Annotated in this window: 24 protein-coding genes and 1 riboswitch; all 24 genes read left to right on the top strand. The window is 30.3% G+C overall.

Features of this window, described 5'->3' with window-relative positions:
• The first annotated feature begins 84 nt into the window (after positions 1–84).
• The 24 genes from KA883_RS01530 to gcvPB all read left to right on the top strand — a co-directional run bounded on the left by KA883_RS01530 (position 85) and on the right by gcvPB (position 20742).
• Positions 85–1419 carry a DEAD/DEAH box helicase gene (locus KA883_RS01530; protein WP_210139827.1) on the top strand — a complete coding sequence of 445 codons (1335 nt, stop codon included), beginning with the start codon at positions 85–87 and terminating at the stop codon, positions 1417–1419.
• A gap of 16 nt (positions 1420–1435) precedes the next feature.
• A complete protein-coding gene (locus KA883_RS01525; RefSeq protein WP_046208157.1) occupies positions 1436–2326 on the top strand; it encodes a deoxyribonuclease IV in 891 nt (296 codons plus the stop codon).
• Positions 2327–2503: 177 nt separating this feature from the next.
• Positions 2504–3277: a metal ABC transporter ATP-binding protein gene (locus KA883_RS01520; RefSeq protein WP_064208902.1), complete on the top strand. Its 774-nt coding sequence runs from the start codon at positions 2504–2506 to the stop codon at positions 3275–3277.
• The gene (locus KA883_RS01515; protein WP_046208159.1) at positions 3274–4137 is read left to right on the top strand and encodes a metal ABC transporter permease; all 864 of its coding nucleotides are present in this window, start codon (positions 3274–3276) and stop codon (positions 4135–4137) included. The genes KA883_RS01520 and KA883_RS01515 overlap by 4 nt, the downstream gene beginning before the upstream one ends.
• Entirely contained in the window at positions 4124–4537 is a 414-nt protein-coding gene (locus tag KA883_RS01510; protein WP_046208160.1) for a Fur family transcriptional regulator, read from the top strand. The genes KA883_RS01515 and KA883_RS01510 overlap by 14 nt, the downstream gene beginning before the upstream one ends.
• A gap of 278 nt (positions 4538–4815) precedes the next feature.
• Positions 4816–5415: a superoxide dismutase gene (locus KA883_RS01505; RefSeq protein WP_046208161.1), complete on the top strand. Its 600-nt coding sequence runs from the start codon at positions 4816–4818 to the stop codon at positions 5413–5415.
• Between the two features lie 120 nt (positions 5416–5535).
• Positions 5536–7587: a peptidoglycan D,D-transpeptidase FtsI family protein gene (locus KA883_RS01500; RefSeq protein WP_046208162.1), complete on the top strand. Its 2052-nt coding sequence runs from the start codon at positions 5536–5538 to the stop codon at positions 7585–7587.
• A gap of 129 nt (positions 7588–7716) precedes the next feature.
• Entirely contained in the window at positions 7717–7866 is a 150-nt protein-coding gene (rpmG, locus tag KA883_RS01495; protein ID WP_019469354.1) for a 50S ribosomal protein L33, read from the top strand.
• 133 nt (positions 7867–7999) lie between these two features.
• Positions 8000–8542, top strand: a complete 543-nt coding sequence (locus tag KA883_RS01490; RefSeq protein ID WP_064208905.1) for a 5-formyltetrahydrofolate cyclo-ligase — start codon at positions 8000–8002, stop codon at positions 8540–8542.
• Between the two features lie 11 nt (positions 8543–8553).
• Positions 8554–10005 carry a rhomboid family intramembrane serine protease gene (locus KA883_RS01485; RefSeq protein WP_046208164.1) on the top strand — a complete coding sequence of 484 codons (1452 nt, stop codon included), beginning with the start codon at positions 8554–8556 and terminating at the stop codon, positions 10003–10005.
• The gene (locus KA883_RS01480; protein ID WP_046208165.1) at positions 9989–10195 is read left to right on the top strand and encodes a YqgQ family protein; all 207 of its coding nucleotides are present in this window, start codon (positions 9989–9991) and stop codon (positions 10193–10195) included. The genes KA883_RS01485 and KA883_RS01480 overlap by 17 nt, the downstream gene beginning before the upstream one ends.
• A 306-nt stretch (positions 10196–10501) precedes the next feature.
• A complete protein-coding gene (locus KA883_RS01475; protein WP_070039362.1) occupies positions 10502–11488 on the top strand; it encodes a glucokinase in 987 nt (328 codons plus the stop codon).
• On the top strand, positions 11488–11811 hold the full coding sequence (locus KA883_RS01470) for an MTH1187 family thiamine-binding protein (protein WP_046208167.1): 324 nt from the start codon (positions 11488–11490) through the stop codon (positions 11809–11811). The genes KA883_RS01475 and KA883_RS01470 overlap by 1 nt, the downstream gene beginning before the upstream one ends.
• A 2-nt stretch (positions 11812–11813) precedes the next feature.
• Positions 11814–12437, top strand: a complete 624-nt coding sequence (locus KA883_RS01465; protein WP_046208168.1) for an MBL fold metallo-hydrolase — start codon at positions 11814–11816, stop codon at positions 12435–12437.
• A 59-nt stretch (positions 12438–12496) separates the two neighbouring features.
• Positions 12497–13471, top strand: coding sequence for a competence type IV pilus ATPase ComGA (gene comGA / locus KA883_RS01460; protein WP_210139826.1), 975 nt, complete (start codon positions 12497–12499; stop codon positions 13469–13471).
• Complete coding sequence (comGB, locus tag KA883_RS01455) at positions 13443–14510, top strand: competence type IV pilus assembly protein ComGB (protein WP_070039361.1); 1068 nt, start codon at positions 13443–13445, stop codon at positions 14508–14510. Before comGA ends, comGB begins: the two co-directional genes overlap by 29 nt.
• 19 nt (positions 14511–14529) lie before the next feature.
• Positions 14530–14847: a competence type IV pilus major pilin ComGC gene (comGC, locus tag KA883_RS01450; RefSeq protein ID WP_245337582.1), complete on the top strand. Its 318-nt coding sequence runs from the start codon at positions 14530–14532 to the stop codon at positions 14845–14847.
• Complete coding sequence (gene comGD, locus KA883_RS01445) at positions 14837–15277, top strand: competence type IV pilus minor pilin ComGD (RefSeq protein ID WP_052722073.1); 441 nt, start codon at positions 14837–14839, stop codon at positions 15275–15277. Before comGC ends, comGD begins: the two co-directional genes overlap by 11 nt.
• Positions 15258–15551 (top strand): hypothetical protein, encoded by a 294-nt coding sequence (locus KA883_RS01440; RefSeq protein WP_210139825.1) that lies wholly within the window; start codon positions 15258–15260, stop codon positions 15549–15551. The genes comGD and KA883_RS01440 overlap by 20 nt, the downstream gene beginning before the upstream one ends.
• Entirely contained in the window at positions 15517–15972 is a 456-nt protein-coding gene (locus KA883_RS01435) for a competence type IV pilus minor pilin ComGF (RefSeq protein ID WP_348634414.1), read from the top strand. Before KA883_RS01440 ends, KA883_RS01435 begins: the two co-directional genes overlap by 35 nt.
• A 164-nt stretch (positions 15973–16136) precedes the next feature.
• Positions 16137–16661: a shikimate kinase gene (locus KA883_RS01430; protein WP_046208175.1), complete on the top strand. Its 525-nt coding sequence runs from the start codon at positions 16137–16139 to the stop codon at positions 16659–16661.
• Positions 16648–16744: riboswitch (glycine riboswitch) on the top strand. (Overlaps the previous gene by 14 nt.)
• 74 nt (positions 16745–16818) lie before the next feature.
• Positions 16819–17910 (top strand): glycine cleavage system aminomethyltransferase GcvT, encoded by a 1092-nt coding sequence (gene gcvT, locus KA883_RS01425; RefSeq protein WP_046208176.1) that lies wholly within the window; start codon positions 16819–16821, stop codon positions 17908–17910.
• Between the two features lie 17 nt (positions 17911–17927).
• A complete protein-coding gene (gcvPA, locus tag KA883_RS01420; RefSeq protein ID WP_046208177.1) occupies positions 17928–19280 on the top strand; it encodes an aminomethyl-transferring glycine dehydrogenase subunit GcvPA in 1353 nt (450 codons plus the stop codon).
• A complete protein-coding gene (gene gcvPB / locus KA883_RS01415) occupies positions 19267–20742 on the top strand; it encodes an aminomethyl-transferring glycine dehydrogenase subunit GcvPB (RefSeq protein ID WP_046208178.1) in 1476 nt (491 codons plus the stop codon). Before gcvPA ends, gcvPB begins: the two co-directional genes overlap by 14 nt.
• Positions 20743–20949 lie beyond the last annotated feature (207 nt).

Raw genomic sequence — 20949 nt, 5'->3', positions numbered from 1 at the left:
GCCAATTTAGTATAAAATAATTAGTTCAAAATCGTTTGCGAATGCTTTATAATAGAAAAGATGAAGATTTAAGGAGGCCAAATCATGGCAAATCACCCATTCGATAAGTTTAATTTAGACCCAAGTTTAATTGACGCGGTACGAAATTTGAACTTTAATCAACCTACAGAAGTACAAAATAGAGTTATTCCAAAAATATTAAAACAAGTAAACTTAATTGGACAATCTCAGACAGGCACTGGAAAATCCCATGCCTTTTTATTACCACTGATACATTTAATAAATGTCGATATTAAAGAACCACAGGCAATCATCGTTGCTCCAACAAGGGAATTAGCGCAACAGCTATTTGATGTCGCTAGTCATTTAGCTGATTACAAAGATGATTTATCTGTTAAACTTTTTATTGGTGGCACAGATATAGAAAAAGATAGACAACGCGCTAAGAATCAACCGCAACTTATTATAGGAACACCAACTCGGATAAACGATTTAGCTAAACATGGAGATTTGCATGTGCATTTGGCTTCTTATTTAGTTGTGGACGAAGCTGATTTAATGATTGATTTAGGATTAATAGAAGAGGTAGACCACATTGCTACACGTTTAGATGAATACTCCCATATAGCTGTGTTTAGCGCTACTATTCCTAAATCATTACATCCATTTTTAAATAAATATTTAGAAAATCCTGAATACGTCGAAATTGAAAATGTTCAAAAAAATAAAAAAAATATTGAATTCTATTTAATTCCGACAAAGGGTGAAGCAAAGATAGAAAAAACAATAAAACTCATTGATATTTTAAATCCATATCTATGTATTATATTTTGTAATAGTCGTGATAATGCAAACGAACTTGCAGACCAGTTAAATACTGCCGGTTTAAAATTAGGTATGATACATGGTGGTTTAACGCCAAGAGAGCGTAAACAACAAATGAAGCGTATTCGTAACTTAGAATTTCAATATGTTATTGCAAGTGACTTAGCATCGCGTGGAATAGATATTGAAGGCGTAAGCCATGTGATTAACTTTGATGTACCAAATGATATCGATTTCTTCACGCATCGTGTTGGCCGTACAGGTAGAGGGCAATACAAGGGCGTGGCGATTACCTTATATAGCCCTGAAGAAGAAGAAAACATATCGTTAATAGAACAACGAGGTTATCAATTTGAAAATGTTGATATAAAAAATGATGAGTTATCGCCAATTAAAGCACACAATACACGTCAATCACGTAAGAATAAAGATGATCATTTAACAAATGAATTAAAAAATAAAGTGAAGAGAAATAAGAAAAAAGTAAAACCTGGCTATAAGAAAAAATTCCAACGTGATCTTGAACATTTAAAACGTCAAGAGCGTAAAAAATACAGTAAGAAACAAAATCGTCAAGCCAGAAAAAATAAATAAAGGATTGGTGACTACTATGTTATTAGGATCTCATGTATCTATGAATGGTAAAAAAATGTTGGCAGGTTCAGCTGAAGAAGCACATAAATTCGGTGAATCTACTTTTATGATTTATACAGGTGCACCACAAAATACAAGAAGAAAGCCAATAGAAGAGCTAAATATTGATCAAGGACAAGAATTAATGCAAACGTACGGTCTTTCAAATATTGTAGTACATGCACCTTATATAATAAATATTGCAAACACTGTCAAACCACATGTGTTTAATCTAGGCGTAGAATTTCTACAAAGTGAAATTGAAAGAACGCAAGCCATTGGTGCTAAAGACATAGTATTGCACCCTGGCTCACATGTGGGAGAAGGTGCGGACGCTGGTATTAATAAAATCATAGAAGGTCTAAATGAAGTGCTGACGAATGACAATAATGTACGCATTGCACTTGAAACAATGGCTGGCAAAGGTTCAGAAATTGGGAGGGATTTTGAAGAAATCGCTCGAATTATAGATGGTGTCAATCATAATGAACGTTTATCTGTGTGTTTCGATACATGTCATACTCATGATGCAGGCTATAATGTAAAAGAAGATTTTGATGGTGTGTTGAATGAATTTGATAAGATTATAGGCATAGATAGAATACAAGTTGTTCATGTAAATGATAGTAAAAATGATATTGGTGCTCATAAAGATAGACACGAAAATATAGGTTTTGGTTATATCGGATTTGATGCCTTAAATTATATCGTTCATCATGATACGTTTAAAAACATTCCCAAAATACTTGAAACACCCTATGTTGGTGAAGATAAAAAGAATAAAAAACCACCTTATAAATTTGAAATTGAAATGCTTAAACAACAACAATTTGATCCAAGTTTAAAGGATAAAATTTTAATGCAATAATACTAAAAAAAATGAATTATAATCAAAAATGTGAAAAAATAGATAAATGTATTTAAAGGATGACATAGCGAACTCAATTCAAAATGAGTTTCTAGATCATCCTTTTTTTGTTAATTCGTAAACATTACTATTTACATAATTGTTTGCAAGTTGTATAGTATAGAACGAGGTGAAAAGATGACTACTCCAGTGTTCGAATTAAAAAACATCGATTATTATTTTGAAAACAAAAAAGTATTAGAAAATATTAATATTAAAATTAATAAAGGACAATTTTTGGCTATAGTTGGACCTAATGGTGCCGGTAAATCAACTTTGCTAAAAATTATTTTAGGATTGTTACCGTTGCAAAAAGGTGAAATACTTGTAGATGGTAATGTATATAATGGAAAACAATCTTTATACAAGATTAGTTATGTTTCACAAAAAGCTCAAGCTTTTAAAGCAGGTTTTCCTGCAAGTGTTAAAGAAGTCGTGATGAGTGGGCTGACGAAACGTAAAAAGTTATTTCAGTGGTTTAATAAAAAGGATGAAAATAAAGTGGAAGCCGTATTAAATCGATTGAATATAGGCCATTTAATTAATAAAAATATTGCCGAATTATCTGGTGGGCAACAACAACGTGTATTAATTGCACGAGCGTTGATCAGTAACCCTTCAGTCCTTATATTAGATGAACCAACTAACGGTATAGATGCAAAACACGTTAGTGAATTCTATGAAACACTAGAAACTTTAAAAAATGAAGGCGTAACTATCATTTTGGTTACGCATGATATAGGTGTCGTGGCTGATACTGCTACAGAAGTAGCATGTTTAAACAAGCATCTGCATTTTCATGGCACGACAGAGGATTTTAAATCGTTAGATGAGGTAGAAATATCTAAAATATACGGTCATCCTATACAATTTGTAGATCACCAACATAATAGGGAGTGTTGTTCATCATGATTGAGGCATTATTAAATTTTGATTTTATGAGATACTCTCTATTAAGTGGTATTTTGATTGGTTTTATTGCCCCATTAATTGGTGCATTTATTGTTGTACGAAGGCTATCATTAATTGCAGATGCTTTAAGTCACGTTACACTTGGTGGTATCTCATTCGGGATGTTTTTCGTGACTATTGCACCCGCACTAACTTTTATTAATCCAATGTGGTTTGGGATATTGTTCGCAGTCATTGGTGCGTTATTGATTGAAAAACTTAGAACATCGTATAGTAATTATCAAGAAATTGCGATCCCTATTATAATGAGTGCAGGAATAGCATTAAGTGCCATTTTTATTTCACTTGCAGATGGTTTTAATCAAGAAATTGTTGGATTATTATTTGGATCAATCAGTGCTGTAACTATCAGTGATTTATCAACTATTATCGCAATCGTTATTATTGTATTAGCATTTATATTGTTATTTTATAAGGAATTATTCATTCTTTCATTCGATGAAGAATATAGTAAAGTGATAGGTATTCCGAAATGGATACAATTTTTATTTATTATTATCGTCGCGATGGTCATATCTGCTTCTATGAGAGTCGTAGGTATTTTATTGGTAAGTGCATTAATTACATTACCTATAGCTATAGCAATGCGTATGACAAAAGGATTCAAACAACTTATTATATTAAGCGTGTTAATTGGTGAATTTTCAGTTATAGCAGGGCTAGTATTAGCATTTTATATGAATATTTCCCCTGGAGGCGTAATTGTCGTATTACTTGTACTTTTATTAGCAATGATGATGTCATATCAAAAGTTTAAATTTAAAACTGTGAAAGGGGCTATTAATAATGAAAACAGATGAAGCAATTAATATTCTAAAAGCAGAAGGACACAAGTATACAAATAAAAGAAGAGATATGATAAATGTTTTTATAGAAGAAGATAAATACATTAACGCAAAACATATACAGCAAAAGTTAGACAAAGATTATCCAGGTATCTCATTTGATACAATATATCGAAATTTACATTTATTTAAAGATTTAGGCATCGTTGAGGGTACCGAACTCGACGGTGAAATGAAGTTTAGAATAGCATGTACAGATCACCACCATCATCACTTTATTTGTGAATCATGTGGTGATACAAAAATTATTGATTTCTGTCCAATTGAACAGATAAAGGCTTTTTTACCAAAAGTCGATATTCACACACACAAATTAGAAGTATATGGCATATGTGAAGCTTGTCAGCATGCTTAAAATTTTTAGCGTGTATCTAATGTAAAATAGCACCTATCGACGCTTATTACTAAAAAGTTCCCTTCTAAATATAGGTCATTAGTCTGAATTTTATTGAATTTTTAAAATACTTTGTCCTTTATGTTTAAAATCCACTATTTTGAGATATAATAGTAAAGGAACTAAAGATAACAAATATAATTTTATGACTTTTGAATAAGTTTGTAAGCATATTCATTGTTGTAATCATTTTTAGTTGTTATGCTTTATTTACAGATTAATTAGGAGGATGATTATTTATGGCTTTTGAATTACCAAATTTACCTTATGGTTCTGACGCATTAGAACCACATATTGATCAACAAACAATGGAAATCCACCATGACAAACATCATAACACTTATGTTACTAAATTAAATGCAGCAATTGAAGGTACTGATTTAGAATCTAAATCAATTGAAGAAATTGTAGCAAATTTAGACAGTGTACCAGAAAATATTCAAACAGCTGTTAGAAATAATGGTGGTGGACACTTAAACCATTCATTATTCTGGGAATTATTAACTCCAAACTCTGAAGAAAAAGGAACTGTAGTTGATAAAATTAAGGAACAATGGGGTTCTTTAGATGCATTTAAAGAAGAATTTGCAGATAAAGCTGCAGCTCGTTTTGGTTCAGGTTGGGCTTGGCTAGTTGTTAATAATGGCAATTTAGAAATTGTTACAACTCCAAACCAAGATAACCCATTAACTGAAGGTAAAACACCTATCTTAGGCTTAGACGTTTGGGAACATGCTTATTATCTTAAATACCAAAACAAACGTCCAGAATATATTAGTGCTTTCTGGAACGTTGTAAATTGGGAAAAAGTTGATGAATTATATAATGCTGCTAAATAATTAAGCTTCTATTTTTGACGGCCTTACACAGGTCGTCATTTTTTTATTTAAAATAATAGAAATCTGTATCAATTTCATATATCATTTAAAGTGATCACTTTTGAATAGAGGTATGTTGTTTTGCTAAAAAGATTAAAGGAAAAATCAAACGATGAGAAAATAAGAAATACGATGAATAAAAGAATAAGCTTTGTGTTTGGTCTAATTGTATTTATTTTTGCAATAATTGTCTTACGATTAGGTTATTTGCAAATTGCACAAGGCTCTCATTATAAACAATTAATTAAAAATAGTGAGAATTTAACTGTTAATGAAGCTGTTCCGAGAGGAAGAATTCTCGATAGAAATGGTAAAGTTCTAGTAGATAATGCATCAAAAAAAGCCATCACTTTTTCTCGGGGAAGAAAAACTTCTCAATCAGAAGTTTTAAAAATAGCTACTAATTTATCGAAACTTATAAAAATGGATACCGATAAAATCACAGATCGAGATAAACAAGATTTTTGGATTTTGAAACACCCTAATCAAGCAGACAAATTAATGAAAAAAGAACAAGCATTGTTAGATGATGGGAGTATTTCTCAAGAACAATATGATGAAACGTTACATAAAAAAATTGGAAAGCAACAATTTGATTCATTTTCAGACAAAGATTTACAAGTATTAGCGATATTTAGAGAGATGATGTCAGGTTCTGCATTAGATCCTCAAATGATTAAAAATGAAGATGTTACTGATGAAGAATATGCTGCAGTGTCACAAAAACTTTCTGATTTACCAGGGGTTAATACAACAATGGACTGGGATCGAAAGTATCCATATGATGATACATTACGTGGTATTTTTGGTGATGTCTCTACGACACAAGAAGGTATTCCAAAAGAATTAACAGAACAATATTTGTCAAAAGGTTATTCAAGAAATGATCGTGTAGGAAAATCTTATTTGGAATATCAGTATGATGATATTCTCAAAGGTAAAAAGAAAGAAATGAAATATACAACAGATAAATCGGGAGAAGTTATTGACTCACAAGTGATTCATAAGGGGTCACGCGGAGATGATCTTGTTTTAAGTATTGATATTGATTTGCAAAAGAAAACTGAAGAATATTTAGAAAAACAAATAAGCAAATTACGTAGTGAAGGTGCTAAAGATATGGACAATGCTTTAGTGGTTGTTCAAAATCCGAATAATGGCGATATTTTAGCAATGGCTGGTAAACAAATTGATAAAAATGGTGATTTAACCGATTATGATATCGGAACTTTCACATCACAATACGCTGTTGGATCGTCTGTTAAAGGCGGAACATTACTTGCTGGTTATCAAAACAATGCAATTAATGTGGGCGAAAAAATGGTTGATGAACCATTGAAATTTTCTGGTGGTCTTTCTAAACGTTCATACTTTAACCAAGACGGTAAAGTAACTATAGATGATAAAGAAGCTTTAATGCATTCATCAAACGTATATATGTTTAAAACAGCATTAAAAATTGCAGGTTCACCATACGCGCCAAACATGTCACTACCAACTGATATCTCAGAAGCAGGTCAAAAATTACGAAAAGGACTAAATCAAGTTGGTTTAGGTGTTAAAACAGGTATCGATTTACCAAATGAGACTGGCGGACAAATAGAACCGCTAACAGATAATCCAGGTAATTATTTAGATTTGGCAATTGGACAATATGACACTTATTCACCGTTACAGTTATCACAATATGCTTCCACGATTGCGAACAGTGGTTATAGAATTCAACCACATATTGGTTTAGAAATCAGAAAAGCAACAAATAAAGATTCATTAGGACCCGTGAAACAAAAAGTAAAAGGCGACGTATTAAATAAAGTTAACAATACATCAGATCAAGTTAAGCAAGTGCAAGAAGGTTTCAAAATGGCATATAATGAAAAAGAAGGTACAGGTTATCAAAGTTTCAATGATACTGTTGTGCCTTCAGCTGGTAAAACTGGTACAGCAGAAGTATTCCAGGACGGCAAACCAAAAGTAAATTCAACTTACGTAGGTTATGCACCAAGTGATAATCCGAAATTAGCATTTTCAATTGTATATACAAATCAACCTGTACCAGAACCTTGGCTTAATGGTGGTGACTTAGGTAGAGACATCATTAACTATTATTTTAAGGAAAAAGATAAAAAATAAAATTCATATAACTCATTTTTAAGTTAAAAACCTATGGGTATGGTATATATGAAAAATAATACTTTTCAATTTTATAACTAAATGGTATGATAAATAAGTCGTATTTTGAAAAGGTAAGGAGGAATTAGCATGCGCGTAAACGTAACACTAGCTTGCACAGAATGTGGGGAAAGAAACTACATCACAACAAAAAATAAACGTACTAATCCTGAACGTATCGAAATGAAAAAACACTGTGCTCGTGATAACAAACATACATTGCACCGTGAAACAAAATAATTAAATTTTTAACCAGATTCTAATTTTAGAATCTGGTTATTTTTTTATTAAAAATATTGAAATGACAGTTTGATGACATAATATATTATTATCGTTATAATAAAAGAGGATATAAAATGGGAAGGTGTCATATATGAGTAAACATAAGTTAAGAAAAGAAACCATAAATAAAATGAAACAATTTTCGGATCAAGATCAAAAATTATCTGCTGATCAATACTTAACACAACAATTAATGAATACACCTGAATATAAATCGGCATATCGTATTGGAGTTGTCCTCTCAATGCAACATGAAGTAGATACATATCCCATCATTTCGAAAATATTAAATGATGATAAAAAAGTATTTGTACCAGAAACTAATTATAAAAATAAAACAATGTCATTTAAGGAGTTAGATAATTTATCAAATATTGCACCTGATGATAAAGGAATTAATTATGTTACAAGTGACACAGAAATAACAAATGATTTAGACCTATTGATCGTGCCTGGTGTAGTATTTAATAATAAAGGTTATAGAATCGGCTATGGTGGCGGCTATTTTGATAAATTTTTATCACAACATCAGCAGCCAACAATAAGTTTAATTTATGACTTTCAAATAAATGATTTTGAAATAGAAGCACATGATCAACCAGTGCAAAAACTAATTATAGCGACTACAAATTAATGGAGGGAAAAATGATTACAGAAAAGCATTTTTGGAAGTCAATTTATACTTGGATAAAATATTTAAATTATCAAGTTGTGCATCGTAATCAAGATGATACTGAAGTTTGGCTTGCAAATAAAAGAAAGCAATCCATTGCAATATTTAAATTTGGTGCTAATTCTACACAAGAAGTAAGATTTGATAAAAGTAGAATCCAAGACCATGAAGAAGATATAATTACATTTTTAGGTTTTAAACCCCATAATTATAATTTATATATATATACCGATAAAACATTTACAAATGAAAATTTAGATGAGCTAAAATCAGTTAAATTCAAAGTAAAAATTTTACGTCAAAAAGAGCATATAGATCAAATAATGACCAACTTTTTTGTGAAGTTTGTGTTTAATCGCGATGCGAACCATACAAAAGGTTTTTATAAACAAAGAGCATTAAATAATAATCCTATTGAAAAACATATGCTAAAATTTGCACCAGTTACATATTTATTAATAATAATTAATATTATTATCTGGCTTTCGATGGTATTATTGTTAAATCGATTTTCTGATTTAAAACTTTTAGATGTTGGGGGTCTTGTACATTTTAATGTTGTCCACGGAGAATGGTACAGACTCATTACATCCATATTTTTACATTATAACTTTGAACATATATTAATGAATATGCTAAGTTTATTTATTTTTGGAAAAATAGTAGAATCTATCGTTGGGCATTGGAGATTTTTAATTATTTATTTTGTTTCTGGTTTGTTTGGTAATTTTGCTTCATTATCTTTTAATACAGACACCGTCTCCGTTGGTGCAAGCGGTGCTATATTTGGTCTGATAGGTGCCATTTTCGCTTTTATGTATATTGGTAAACAATTTAACCAAAAGTTGATTGGTCAATTGCTAATTGTTCTTTTCATCCTAATTGGCGTTTCATTACTAATGCAAAATGTAAATATTGTAGCACATGTTGGTGGATTTATTGGTGGTTTATTGATAACACTTATAGGATATTATTTTAGAATTAATCAAAATAAATTCTGGTTTTTTCTAATTGTAATGATTATTTTATTTATTGCAGCACAAATTAGGATTTTTACGATTCAAGAAGATAATATTTATAATACAATCATTGAAAAAGAAATGAAAAATGGCAATTATAAAAGTGCTGAAGATATGGTACAACATACGGTGAATAAAAGTTATGCTGATGATGAAACATACTACCTAAAAGGACTAATTAATGCGACAACTGATTCAAAATCAGAGGGTATGGCAACATGGGAAAGAGGTTTAAGAAACTTCCCAGATTCTGCATTATTAAATTACCAACTAGCGGTTGCAAATAGATCCATCGATAACAAAGATAAAGCAAGAAAATACATTAAGTCCGCTTTGAAATTAGATCCAACAAATAATGATTATATAAATTTAAATAAAGAATTGAGCGATGACAGTGATTCATGAGATTAATACTTTTTATGATGTTCAACAACTTTTAAAAAAATTTGGTTTTATTATATATTTTAAGGATAAAAATGATATTTATGAAATGATGGAACAAGAGCTTCATTCACTATATTCCTATAATTTAATTTCTAAAGATGATTATATTAAGTCCAAATTAGTGATTAGTCAAAGAAAAAATGAACACTGATTTTACGAAAGTTTTATGAAAATGTAGTTACTGACATTATAGATATCTACCAAAATAAAGTGATAAAATATTGAAACTAAATAACAGCAATCATGCAAGTGCTGATATAATGTATCTTTATATTCATTATCATTGCATTTATGAAATGAAAAATATTAATATAGATATATATGTTTTATACAGAGAAAAATATATTTTAAGGAAAAAGACTACTATGTTGACACGTTAATCGTTAAAATCGTCTATTGACGAAACAAGGATTCAATTTAGCATTCCTTAAAAATAAGAGAAGGATGAATAAAATACATGAAAAAAATTATCTTAGCAGCAGATATTGGTGGTACAACTTGTAAGCTAGGTATATTCGACGAACAATTAGAACGAATTGAAAAATGGTCTATAAAAACTGATACGTCAGATGTTACAGGTTATGCACTTTTGAAAAATGTTTATGAATCTTTCGTTGAACATGTTGATAATTCAGAATTTGTTTTTTCAGATGTTTTAGGTGTTGGTATAGGTATACCAGGACCAGTGAATTTTGAAACAGGTGAAGTGAATGGTGCCGTTAACTTATATTGGAAAGAAACAGTTAATGTCAGAGAAATTTTCCAACAATTTGTAGACTGTCCAGTTTATGTTGATAACGATGCCAATGTTGCAGCATTAGGTGAAAAGCATAAAGGGGCAGGACATGGCGCAGACGATGTGGTTGCAATTACATTAGGCACTGGCCTTGGAGGCGGTATTATTTCTAATGGAGAGATTGTACATGGTCATAATGGCTCTGGTGCTGAAATTGGTCATTTTAGAGTTGACCATGACCAACGCTTTAAATGTAATTGCGGGAAATCAGGTTGTATTGAAACCGTTGCTTCTGCGACCGGCGTTGTCAATTTAGTGAATTTTTATTACCCTAAATTAACGTTTAAATCTTCGATACTTCAATTAATAAAAGATAATGAAGTTACCGCGAAAGCAGTATTTGATGCGGCAAAAGCTGGAGATCAATTCTGTATCTTTATTACAGAACGCGTGGCTAATTATATTGCATATTTGTGCAGTATTATCAGCGTAACAAGTAATCCTAAATATATTGTTTTAGGCGGAGGAATGTCAACTGCTGGTTTAATATTAATAGAAAATATAAAAACAGAGTACCATAATCTAACTTTTACACCAGCACAACAAGGTACAGAAATCGTTCAAGCTAAACTAGGCAATGATGCGGGCATTACTGGTGCTGCTGGTTTAATTTATACTTATATAATTGAAAAGGAAGGTGTGAAATAATGGCTATAGTAGATGTGGTAGTTATACCTGTGGGTACGGAAGGACCAAGTGTTAGTAAGTATATTGCTGAGATACAAACAAAATTAAAAGAATTTAAAGCACAAGGTAAAATTGATTATCAATTGACACCAATGAATACTTTGATTGAGGGAGATTTACAAGATTTATTTGAAGTTGTTCAAGCAATCCATGAATTACCATTTGATAAAGGTATTGATAGAGTTTGTACTAATATAAGAATTGACGATCGAAGAGACAAATCTCGAAAAATGAATGACAAACTAAAATCTGTTGAAAATCATTTAGATAGTGGAGGTCACTAACAATGCAAATATCTAGTTTAGCATTGGGCTTAGTTAAAACGAATACTTATTTTATTGAAAATGATAAGAATGTGATTTTAGTAGATCCAGCGGCTGATTATGAATTAATTATAAAAAAATTAAATCAAATTAATAAACCTGTCATTGCAGTATTATTAACACATGCACATTTTGACCATATCGGGGCTTTAGATCAAATCGTTGATAAATTTAATGTGCCTGTTTATATGCATCCTAGTGAGTTCGATTTTTTAACTAATACAGAAAAAAATGGTTCACAAAAGTTTAAACAATATGGATTAACACCTGTCATTAGTCATGTATCACCACAAAAAATTGATGAAGGCTCTATGGAAATTGAGGGCTTTAAATTTAAAGTACTTCATACACCTGGACATTCCCCTGGTAGTTTATCTTTTATATTTGATGATTTTGCTGTAGTTGGAGATACTTTGTTTTATCAAGGTATAGGAAGAACTGACTTATATAAAGGCGATTATGAAACTTTGGTTGACTCTATATTAGATAAATTGTTCAAATTAGAGGATGACTTACCATTATTCCCAGGACATGGGCCATATACAACGATAGAAGACGAACAACTTAATCCATATTTGCATGGTTAGTTTTATTTCATAAAGTAATATTAACACCTCCTACGTGTATTATTGTAGGAGGTGTTTTTTTGAAGTTACTCTTTAAAAATATCATTGATAAAGCAATTAAGGAAAATGTATCAGATGTACACTTTATTCCAAACCACAAAAAGGTATACATTAAATTTAGAAAAAAAGAATATTTAAACACTATAGAAACGATAGAAGTCAATATTTATAGGAAGTTGCTCACATATATGAAATATCAAGCAGGTTTAGATGTATCAACACACAGCACCGCACAAAGTGGAAGATACGCTTACAAACTTAAACAATTATACTATTTAAGAGTTTCAACTTTACCTTTATCTCTTGGATTTGAAAGTTGCGTAGTGAGAATTATACCTCAATATTTTCAAAGTTCAGCAAAAGCACTTAGTATAAATCAATTATTTAAACTAGTCCATAAAAAACAAGGTTTAATACTGTTTAATGGACCTACTGGGTCTGGCAAAAGTACGCTAATGTATCAACTGATAGTGCACGCAAAGGAAAAATTAAATGTTAATATAATTACTGTAGAAGACCCTGTAGAACGTTTGGTTGAAGGTATAACACAAGTTTCTATTAATGAAAAAGCAGGGATTAATTATGCTAATTCATTCAAGGCGATTTTAAGATGTGATCCAGATATTATACTTATTGGTGAAATCAGGGATGCTATGATTGCTAAACAAGTTATTCATGCAAGTTTAAGTGGTCACTTAGTACTTTCAACGATACATTCAAATAATTGTAAGGGCGCATTGAGTAGATTATTAGAAATGGGTATAAGTATTCAAGAACTACGACAGACGGTATTAAGTATTATCAATCAGAGATTAGTAAACACCTCAAAAGATGAACGTTCTTTAATTTATGAACAATTAACTCGAGAAGATATAGCATTTTATTTTGAAAATCAACTTACACTTCCAAGCACATTCAAAAATTTGTCGTATAAATTGAATGAAATGGCAAAAGAAGGGGAAATTTGTGAAGAAACACTTAATAGATATCTTTAGTTCACCTCGATTTATGATTATCAGTGAAAAAAACCAAATTGAATTACTTCAAAGATTACATGATTTACTTCAGCATGGATTCACATTATCAGCATCATTTAAATTTTTACTACAACACTTAACAATAAAAGCACCAAAAATAGTGACTCAGATTAATACTCGTCTAGATCAAGGCGCACAATGTTACGAAATATTATTGTTACTAAAATATCCCAAAATTATTATCATGCTAATATATTTTTCAGAGTTATTCAGTGAACTCACATCAACATTACCACATGCCCAAGACTATTTAATTCGAAATAACAAAGCAAAGCTACAACTACTAAAAACACTTCAATACCCTTTGCTATTAATTACAATTTTTATAGGTATGTTAATCATTTTAAATCATACTATTATACCTGAATTTCAATCTCTCTATAATAGCTTTGATGTTGAAATTTCAAAAACACAATTAATTTTATCATCTTTATTAATATATTTACCTAGAACACTTTTTATTATTTTATTTATCTTCTTAATTTTTTCTTACTTATTTTATATATCTACAAAAAAACTACCCATTAACTTAAAGTACAAAATTATATTAAAAATCCCGATTTTACGTACTTTTTTCAAATTTTATAAAACTTATAGACTTTCTACTGAATTTGCATTGTTTTATAAGAATGGTGTGAACTTACAATCAATCGTTGATATTTATTCTAAACAAAAAAATGACTCATATTTAATTTATCTTGCTAGAAAATTGGCAACAGGTACACAAAATGGCTATAAGTTAAGTGAAATATTAAAAAAGATTTCCTGTTTTGAAGAAGGCTTGATTAACTTTATTGAGGAAGGCGAAAAGATAGGAAAGCTAGACATAGAATTAAAATTATATAGTGAAATTATATTTACAAAAATTGAACGCTATCTGCAACGATTAATTAAATTTATACAACCAACTATATTTTTAATGCTAGGCATCTTAATCATTGCGTTATATTTAGTGATTATGTTACCTATGTTTGATCTAATGCAAACGATTAAATAATAAGATTTGGAGGCTTTTAATGAATAAAATAAAACAATTTTTTAATAAACGTGCTTTTACTTTAATTGAGATGCTCCTCGTACTTTTAATTATCAGTTTATTACTGATATTGATTATACCCAATATTGCAAAACAATCTTCACATATTCAAAGTACAGGTTGTGATGCCCAAATAAAAATGATTGAAAGTCAAGTTGAAGCATATACTTTAAAACATAATAAAAAACCACAATCTATAGATGAATTGATTGCGGATGGCTATATTAAAGAAAACCAAAAAAATTGTAAATCAGGTGCTACTATCACAATTAACAATGGTGAATTAATTGCAAACTAGTAAAGCATTTACATATATCGAGATGTTAATGGTTATGGCTATTATTAGTATCTTATTAATTGTTCAAGTCAATCATATACCTATTAATGATAAAAAAAATAATGCGAACAATAATTTTATGAATAATTTAATCACTCAACTCAATTATTTAAAATCTAAAGCAATAAAAGATGATAAGTCTATAACACTTATATTTAACGACTATTCAAATAAAATTATAGTTAGAGAACAGTCAATTGAAAACAAAGATATACTATTTCCACCAAATACATTTGTACATCCTAAAAGTAATATAAAATATTTAACATTTAACAATAAAGGTAATATAAATAAATTTGGTAGTGTCTTACTTTCAGTTGATAATGAAATTTTCAAACTAATATTTCATATTGAAAAAGGAAGATTAAGATATGAAAAAATTAAACATTAACGGTAGTATACTTATGGATGCATATATCGCTTTTACTTGCATGCTTATAATGTGTAGTGTATTTTTGCCTATGGTTTTAGAACTAAATCATACTTTTAATGATAAAATTGAAAACATAAGTATGAAAAGAATCATATTATTAGCTTTGAAATATAATGATAGTGAGCGTTTAATAAACGGCGTAAATATTGACGGTTATAAAATAAAATTAACTAATTCTAATTTATGCATAAAAACAAATGATAATAATAATGAAAAATGTTTTCACAAGTAAATATTCCAGCTTTACTTACATCGAAGTATTATTTACATTATTTATAACTATATTAATATTTACTATGCTATCTCTATTATATAAATCAATCGTTCCAACAAAGAATCAATCTAATTTAGAATCATCAATTGATATAGAATTTTTTTCAAGAGACATAACTGAAGCAATGTTACAAAACAATTCAAAAGCACTTGAAATTGATAAAAGCGGCCGTATTTTAAAATTTAACATAAGGAAAAATATTATAAGGTACGAGTTTAAAAATAATAAGATTATTAAAACTGTAAATAACACAGGAAACATTACCTTATTAAACAATGTAAAAAATGCGCAATTTATATTACTAAAAAATAAGCATTTAAAATTAAAATTGAAAATGTATTATACAGGGGGTTCCTTTGAAAAGGCAGTTCAATTCTAATATGAAAGGATATATATACCCTTTTGTGATGGTTATTTATATGCTATATTTATCACTAATAGCAAAATATACTTCTCAATTTAATCTTCAAATAAAAACGCTTGATAACATTGAATCATATTATGATAAACAAATTAAATTACAATTACAAAAGGAAGATATTTTTGAAAAATAAAATTAACACACCACTGATTTTAATAGGTTTTATGGGGACAGGAAAAACAACATTAGGAAAATATATTGCACAAAACAATCAATTAAGTTTTGTAGATTTAGATGAATTTATAGTGCAACAAGAAGGAAAAACAATACCAGAAATTTTTGAACAATTAGGTGAAAAAGGATTTCGCAATTTAGAGTTTAAGTATTTAAAAAAATGTGCGAACCAATTTGACGTCATTGCTACAGGCGGGGGTATCATCGAAGGCAATGATGCATTTAACTTATTAAAAGAACAAAAACATGTTATATGGTTAGATTGCGACATAGAAATTCTATACGATAGAATTAAAAATGATAGTAATAGACCCAATGCGAATAATAAACCGTTTTTTAAATTAAAAAGCTTGTATTCAACTAGAGTTTCAAGATATAATGAAATCGCATTCATCAAAGTGAATAGTAATAAGTCGCTTCCAGTTACATATAAAAAAATATTGGAAACGATGAAAGCGAATGACCAGTATTAGAGAGAATGGTTAATCATTTATATAACCATCGCCGAAGGTGCAAGTTTAACGAAACTCTCAGGCAAAAGGATAATACTGAGACGCATTCCTGGATTTATTGACAGGGTAGGCTTAGTCTACTCTGTCTTTTTTTAATATATTAATAGGGGGTTTAGCAATGGTAAATGAATTAAAACGCACACCACTTTATCAAAACTTTGTGGATCTCGGTGCAAAAATTGTTGAATTTGGTGGTTGGGCTATGCCAGTTCAATTTTCAAGTATTAAAGAAGAACATAATGCTGTAAGAACTAATATGGGCTTATTTGATGTAAGTCACATGGGTGAAATTTTAATAAAAGGTTCTGAAGCAGATCAATTAGTACAATACTTGCTTTCAAATGACACTGACAATTTAGACACAACAAAGGCGCAATATACAGCATTGTGTAACGAGCAAGGCGGTATCATCGATGATTTAATCACCTATAAACTCAGTGAAAAAGCATATTTATTAGTCGTAAATGCTGGAAACACAGATAAAGACTTTGAATGGATGAAAAAACAATCTGAAAATTTTGATGCTGAAGTCTTAAATGTATCAACAGATTATGGCCAATTAGCTATACAAGGTCCAAATGCACGTGATTTTGTTCAAAAGCATGTGAAACAGAATATATCAGAAATATCTCCTTTTGAATTCTTACAAGATGTTGAATTCTTTGGTAAAAACGTAATATTATCCCAATCTGGTTACACAGGTGAAGATGGATTTGAAATTTATTGTAAATCAGATGATACACCATTTTTATGGGATTCAATATTAGAATTTGACGTAGAACCTTGTGGTCTTGGTGCAAGAGATACATTAAGATTAGAAGCTGGTTTACCACTTCATGGACAAGACTTAAGTGAATCAATTACACCATATGAAGGTGGAATTGCATTTGCTGCTAAACCATTAATTGATGCCGATTTTATAGGTAAAAAAGTGTTGAAAGATCAAAAAGAAAACGGTTCTAAAAGAAGAACAGTTGGCATAGAAATGATTGATAAAGGAATTCCAAGAACAGGTTACACTGTTTATGATATCGATGGAAATGAAATTGGAGAAGTTACTTCAGGCACACAATCTCCATTAACTGGTAAATCAATTGGTTTAGCTATAATTGATAGAGATGCATTTGAAATGGGCAAAGAGATTATTATTCAAATTAGAAAAAGACAAGCAAAAGCAAAAATTGTGAAGAAAAATCAAATCAGTAAATAATTTAAAGGGGTGTTACCGTGAGTCATCGTTATATTCCATTAACAGATCAAGATAAAAATGAAATGCTAGAGACAATTGGTGCTGAATCAATCAGCGAATTATTTGGAGATGTTCCAAAAGATATTTTATTAAATAGAGAGTTAGCTATTCCCGATGCTGAATCTGAAACCACATTAACAAAAAGACTTAATAAAATTGCTAGTAAGAACATTACTAAAGAAACACATACTTCGTTTTTAGGTGCAGGCGTTTATGATCATTATGCCCCAGCAGTAGTAGATGCAATGATTTCGCGTTCTGAATTTTATACTGCATATACACCTTATCAACCTGAAATTTCACAAGGTGAATTACAAGCTATCTTTGAATTTCAAACTTTAATTTGTGAATTAACAGATATGGATATTGCAAACTCATCTATGTACGATGGTATGACAAGTTTTGCAGAGGCTTGCATTTTAGCATTTAATCAAACGCGTAAAAATAAAATTGTCGTTTCAAAAGGCATGCATTATCAAGCATTACAAGTCTTACACACATATGTAAAAACACGTGAAGAATTTGAAGTTGTTGAAGTTGATTTAGATGGCACAATTACAGATTTAGAAAAACTTGAAAATGCTATTGATGATGATACTGCTGCAGTTGCAGTCCAATATCCAAACTTTTATGGTTCAATTGAAGATTTAGAGAAAATACAGTCATATATCGAAGATAAAAAAGCATTATTTATTGTTTATACAAACCCAATCGCACTAGGGTTATTGACACCACCAGGTAGTTTTGGTGCAGATATTGTAGTTGGAGATACACAACCATTTGGTATTCCAACACAGTTTGGCGGTCCACATTGTGGCTTCTTTGCTACTACTAAAAAACTCATGAGAAAAACACCTGGTAGACTTGTTGGACAAACCGAAGACCAAGATGGAAACCGTGGTTTTGTGTTGACACTTCAAGCACGTGAACAACATATTAGACGTGATAAAGCAACATCAAATATATGTTCAAACCAAGCATTAAATGCATTGGCTTCATCAATTTGTATGTCTGCTTTAGGAAAACAAGGTATTTACGACATTGCAGTTCAAAATTTTGAGAATGCAAACTATGCTAAAGAACAATTTAAGCAACAAGGATTTGAAGTTAGCAATGGCACATCATTTAATGAATTTGTAGTAAAATTCGATAAACCAGTTAAAGATGTAAACGATGCTTTAATTCAAGAAGACATAATAGGCGGATTTGATTTAAGTGAAATAGGAGAAAACTTCGACAATCATATGTTAATTGCAGTTACAGAATTACGAACTAAAGATGAAATTGATACATTTGTTAAGAAAGCAGGTGAAATAAATGGCAGTAAGTAAATCTAGTCCATTAATTTTTGAACGTTCTAAAGAAGGTCGTTACGCGTATTCTTTACCTAAAAAAGAAATTGATAATGGAGCAGTTAACAAGCTATTAGATGACAAATTTATTAGAAAAAACAAAGCTGAATTTCCCGAAGTGGCAGAACTAGATTTAGTGCGTCATTATACAGAATTATCAAATAAAAACTTTGGTGTTGATTCAGGATTTTATCCATTAGGTTCATGTACCATGAAATATAATCCAAAAGTAAATGAAAAAATAGCTAGAATACCTGGTTTTGCTGAATCACATCCACTACAAGATGAATCTCAAGTACAAGGTTCGCTAGAAATTATTCATAGCTTACAAGAAGAACTCAAAGAGATAACTGGTATGGATGAAGTCACTTTACAACCAGCAGCTGGTGCACATGGAGAATGGACAGCACTGATGATTTTTAAAGCTTATCATGAAAAAAATGGTGAAGGACATCGTAACGAAGTCATCGTTCCTGATTCTGCACATGGTACAAACCCTGCTTCAGCGGCATTTGCTGGATTTAAAGCTGTTACAGTGAAGTCAAATGAACGTGGAGAAGTTGATATAGAAGATTTAAAACGCCTTGTCAACGAAAACACAGCTGCAATTATGCTTACGAATCCAAATACACTAGGTATTTTTGAACAAAACATCATGGATATTCGCAATATTGTACACGAAGCTGGTGGATTATTGTATTATGATGGTGCCAACTTAAATGCAATCATGGACAAAGTTAGACCTGGAGACATGGGCTTTGATGCTGTTCATTTAAATTTACACAAGACATTTACTGGACCGCATGGTGGTGGCGGACCTGGTTCAGGACCAGTTGGTGTTAAAAAAGAACTTGCAAGTTTCTTACCAAAACCAATGGTAATTAAAGAAAATGATGTGTATAAATACGATAATAATATCGAGCATTCAATCGGACGTGTCAAACCATTTTATGGTAACTTCGGTATTTATTTAAGAGCATACACATATATTAGAACTATGGGTAATAAAGGACTTGAAGAAGTTTCAGAAGCAGCAGTACTAAATGCAAACTATATTAAAGCAAGATTAAAAGAACATTTTGAAATTCCTTATGAACAATATTGTAAACATGAATTTGTTTTAAGTGGCTCAAAACAAAAAGAATATGGTGTACGAACACTAGATATGGCTAAACGTTTACTTGACTTTGGTGTACACCCACCTACTATCTATTTCCCATTAAATGTAGAAGAGGGTATGATGATTGAACCTACTGAAACAGAATCTAAAGAAACTTTAGATTATTTCTGTGACACAATGATCGAAATTGCGAATGAAGCAAAAGAAAATCCCGATAAAGTTTTAGAAGCACCTCATACAACGATTATTGATCGATTAGACGAAACAAAAGCTGCTCGTCAACCAGTATTAAAATTTGAGCATTTAAGATCAGAAAAATAATTTTTAAAATGACATGTTAAAGGATTTTTTGAATTGATAATCAAATTATGTGTGAAGCATTCAATTCAATTAAAAATTATTAACTTGATATAAACCTCATATAGAGAACAAAGGGCTAATCCGTATTAAAATGGATTGGCCCTTTATTCTCTATAAATCTTATGAAGTTAATTGTGTGAATTTACTTGGAAATATTATAAAATCACT

The organism is Staphylococcus sp. GDY8P54P (genome assembly GCF_017892645.1).
GTDB lineage: Bacteria > Bacillota > Bacilli > Staphylococcales > Staphylococcaceae > Staphylococcus > Staphylococcus ureilyticus.
Note: the sequence above shows the minus strand (reverse complement) of the source record. Positions and strands in the feature narration are given on the sequence as shown.

Bases quoted from the DNA above. Each gene is read 5' to 3' on its own strand.
- KA883_RS01530 (WP_210139827.1), top strand. From the start codon at position 85: ATGGCAAATCACCCATTCGATAAGTTTAATTTAGACCCAAGTTTAATT.
- KA883_RS01525 (WP_046208157.1), top strand. From the start codon at position 1,436: ATGTTATTAGGATCTCATGTATCTATGAATGGTAAAAAAATGTTGGCA.
- KA883_RS01520 (WP_064208902.1), top strand. From the start codon at position 2,504: ATGACTACTCCAGTGTTCGAATTAAAAAACATCGATTATTATTTTGAA.
- KA883_RS01515 (WP_046208159.1), top strand. From the start codon at position 3,274: ATGATTGAGGCATTATTAAATTTTGATTTTATGAGATACTCTCTATTA.
- KA883_RS01510 (WP_046208160.1), top strand. From the start codon at position 4,124: ATGAAAACAGATGAAGCAATTAATATTCTAAAAGCAGAAGGACACAAG.
- KA883_RS01505 (WP_046208161.1), top strand. From the start codon at position 4,816: ATGGCTTTTGAATTACCAAATTTACCTTATGGTTCTGACGCATTAGAA.
- rpmG (WP_019469354.1), top strand. From the start codon at position 7,717: ATGCGCGTAAACGTAACACTAGCTTGCACAGAATGTGGGGAAAGAAAC.
- KA883_RS01490 (WP_064208905.1), top strand. From the start codon at position 8,000: ATGAGTAAACATAAGTTAAGAAAAGAAACCATAAATAAAATGAAACAA.
- KA883_RS01485 (WP_046208164.1), top strand. From the start codon at position 8,554: ATGATTACAGAAAAGCATTTTTGGAAGTCAATTTATACTTGGATAAAA.
- KA883_RS01480 (WP_046208165.1), top strand. From the start codon at position 9,989: ATGACAGTGATTCATGAGATTAATACTTTTTATGATGTTCAACAACTT.
- KA883_RS01475 (WP_070039362.1), top strand. From the start codon at position 10,502: ATGAAAAAAATTATCTTAGCAGCAGATATTGGTGGTACAACTTGTAAG.
- KA883_RS01470 (WP_046208167.1), top strand. From the start codon at position 11,488: ATGGCTATAGTAGATGTGGTAGTTATACCTGTGGGTACGGAAGGACCA.
- KA883_RS01465 (WP_046208168.1), top strand. From the start codon at position 11,814: ATGCAAATATCTAGTTTAGCATTGGGCTTAGTTAAAACGAATACTTAT.
- comGC (WP_245337582.1), top strand. From the start codon at position 14,530: ATGAATAAAATAAAACAATTTTTTAATAAACGTGCTTTTACTTTAATT.
- KA883_RS01440 (WP_210139825.1), top strand. From the start codon at position 15,258: ATGAAAAAATTAAACATTAACGGTAGTATACTTATGGATGCATATATC.
- KA883_RS01435 (WP_348634414.1), top strand. From the start codon at position 15,517: ATGATAATAATAATGAAAAATGTTTTCACAAGTAAATATTCCAGCTTT.
- gcvT (WP_046208176.1), top strand. From the start codon at position 16,819: ATGGTAAATGAATTAAAACGCACACCACTTTATCAAAACTTTGTGGAT.
- gcvPB (WP_046208178.1), top strand. From the start codon at position 19,267: ATGGCAGTAAGTAAATCTAGTCCATTAATTTTTGAACGTTCTAAAGAA.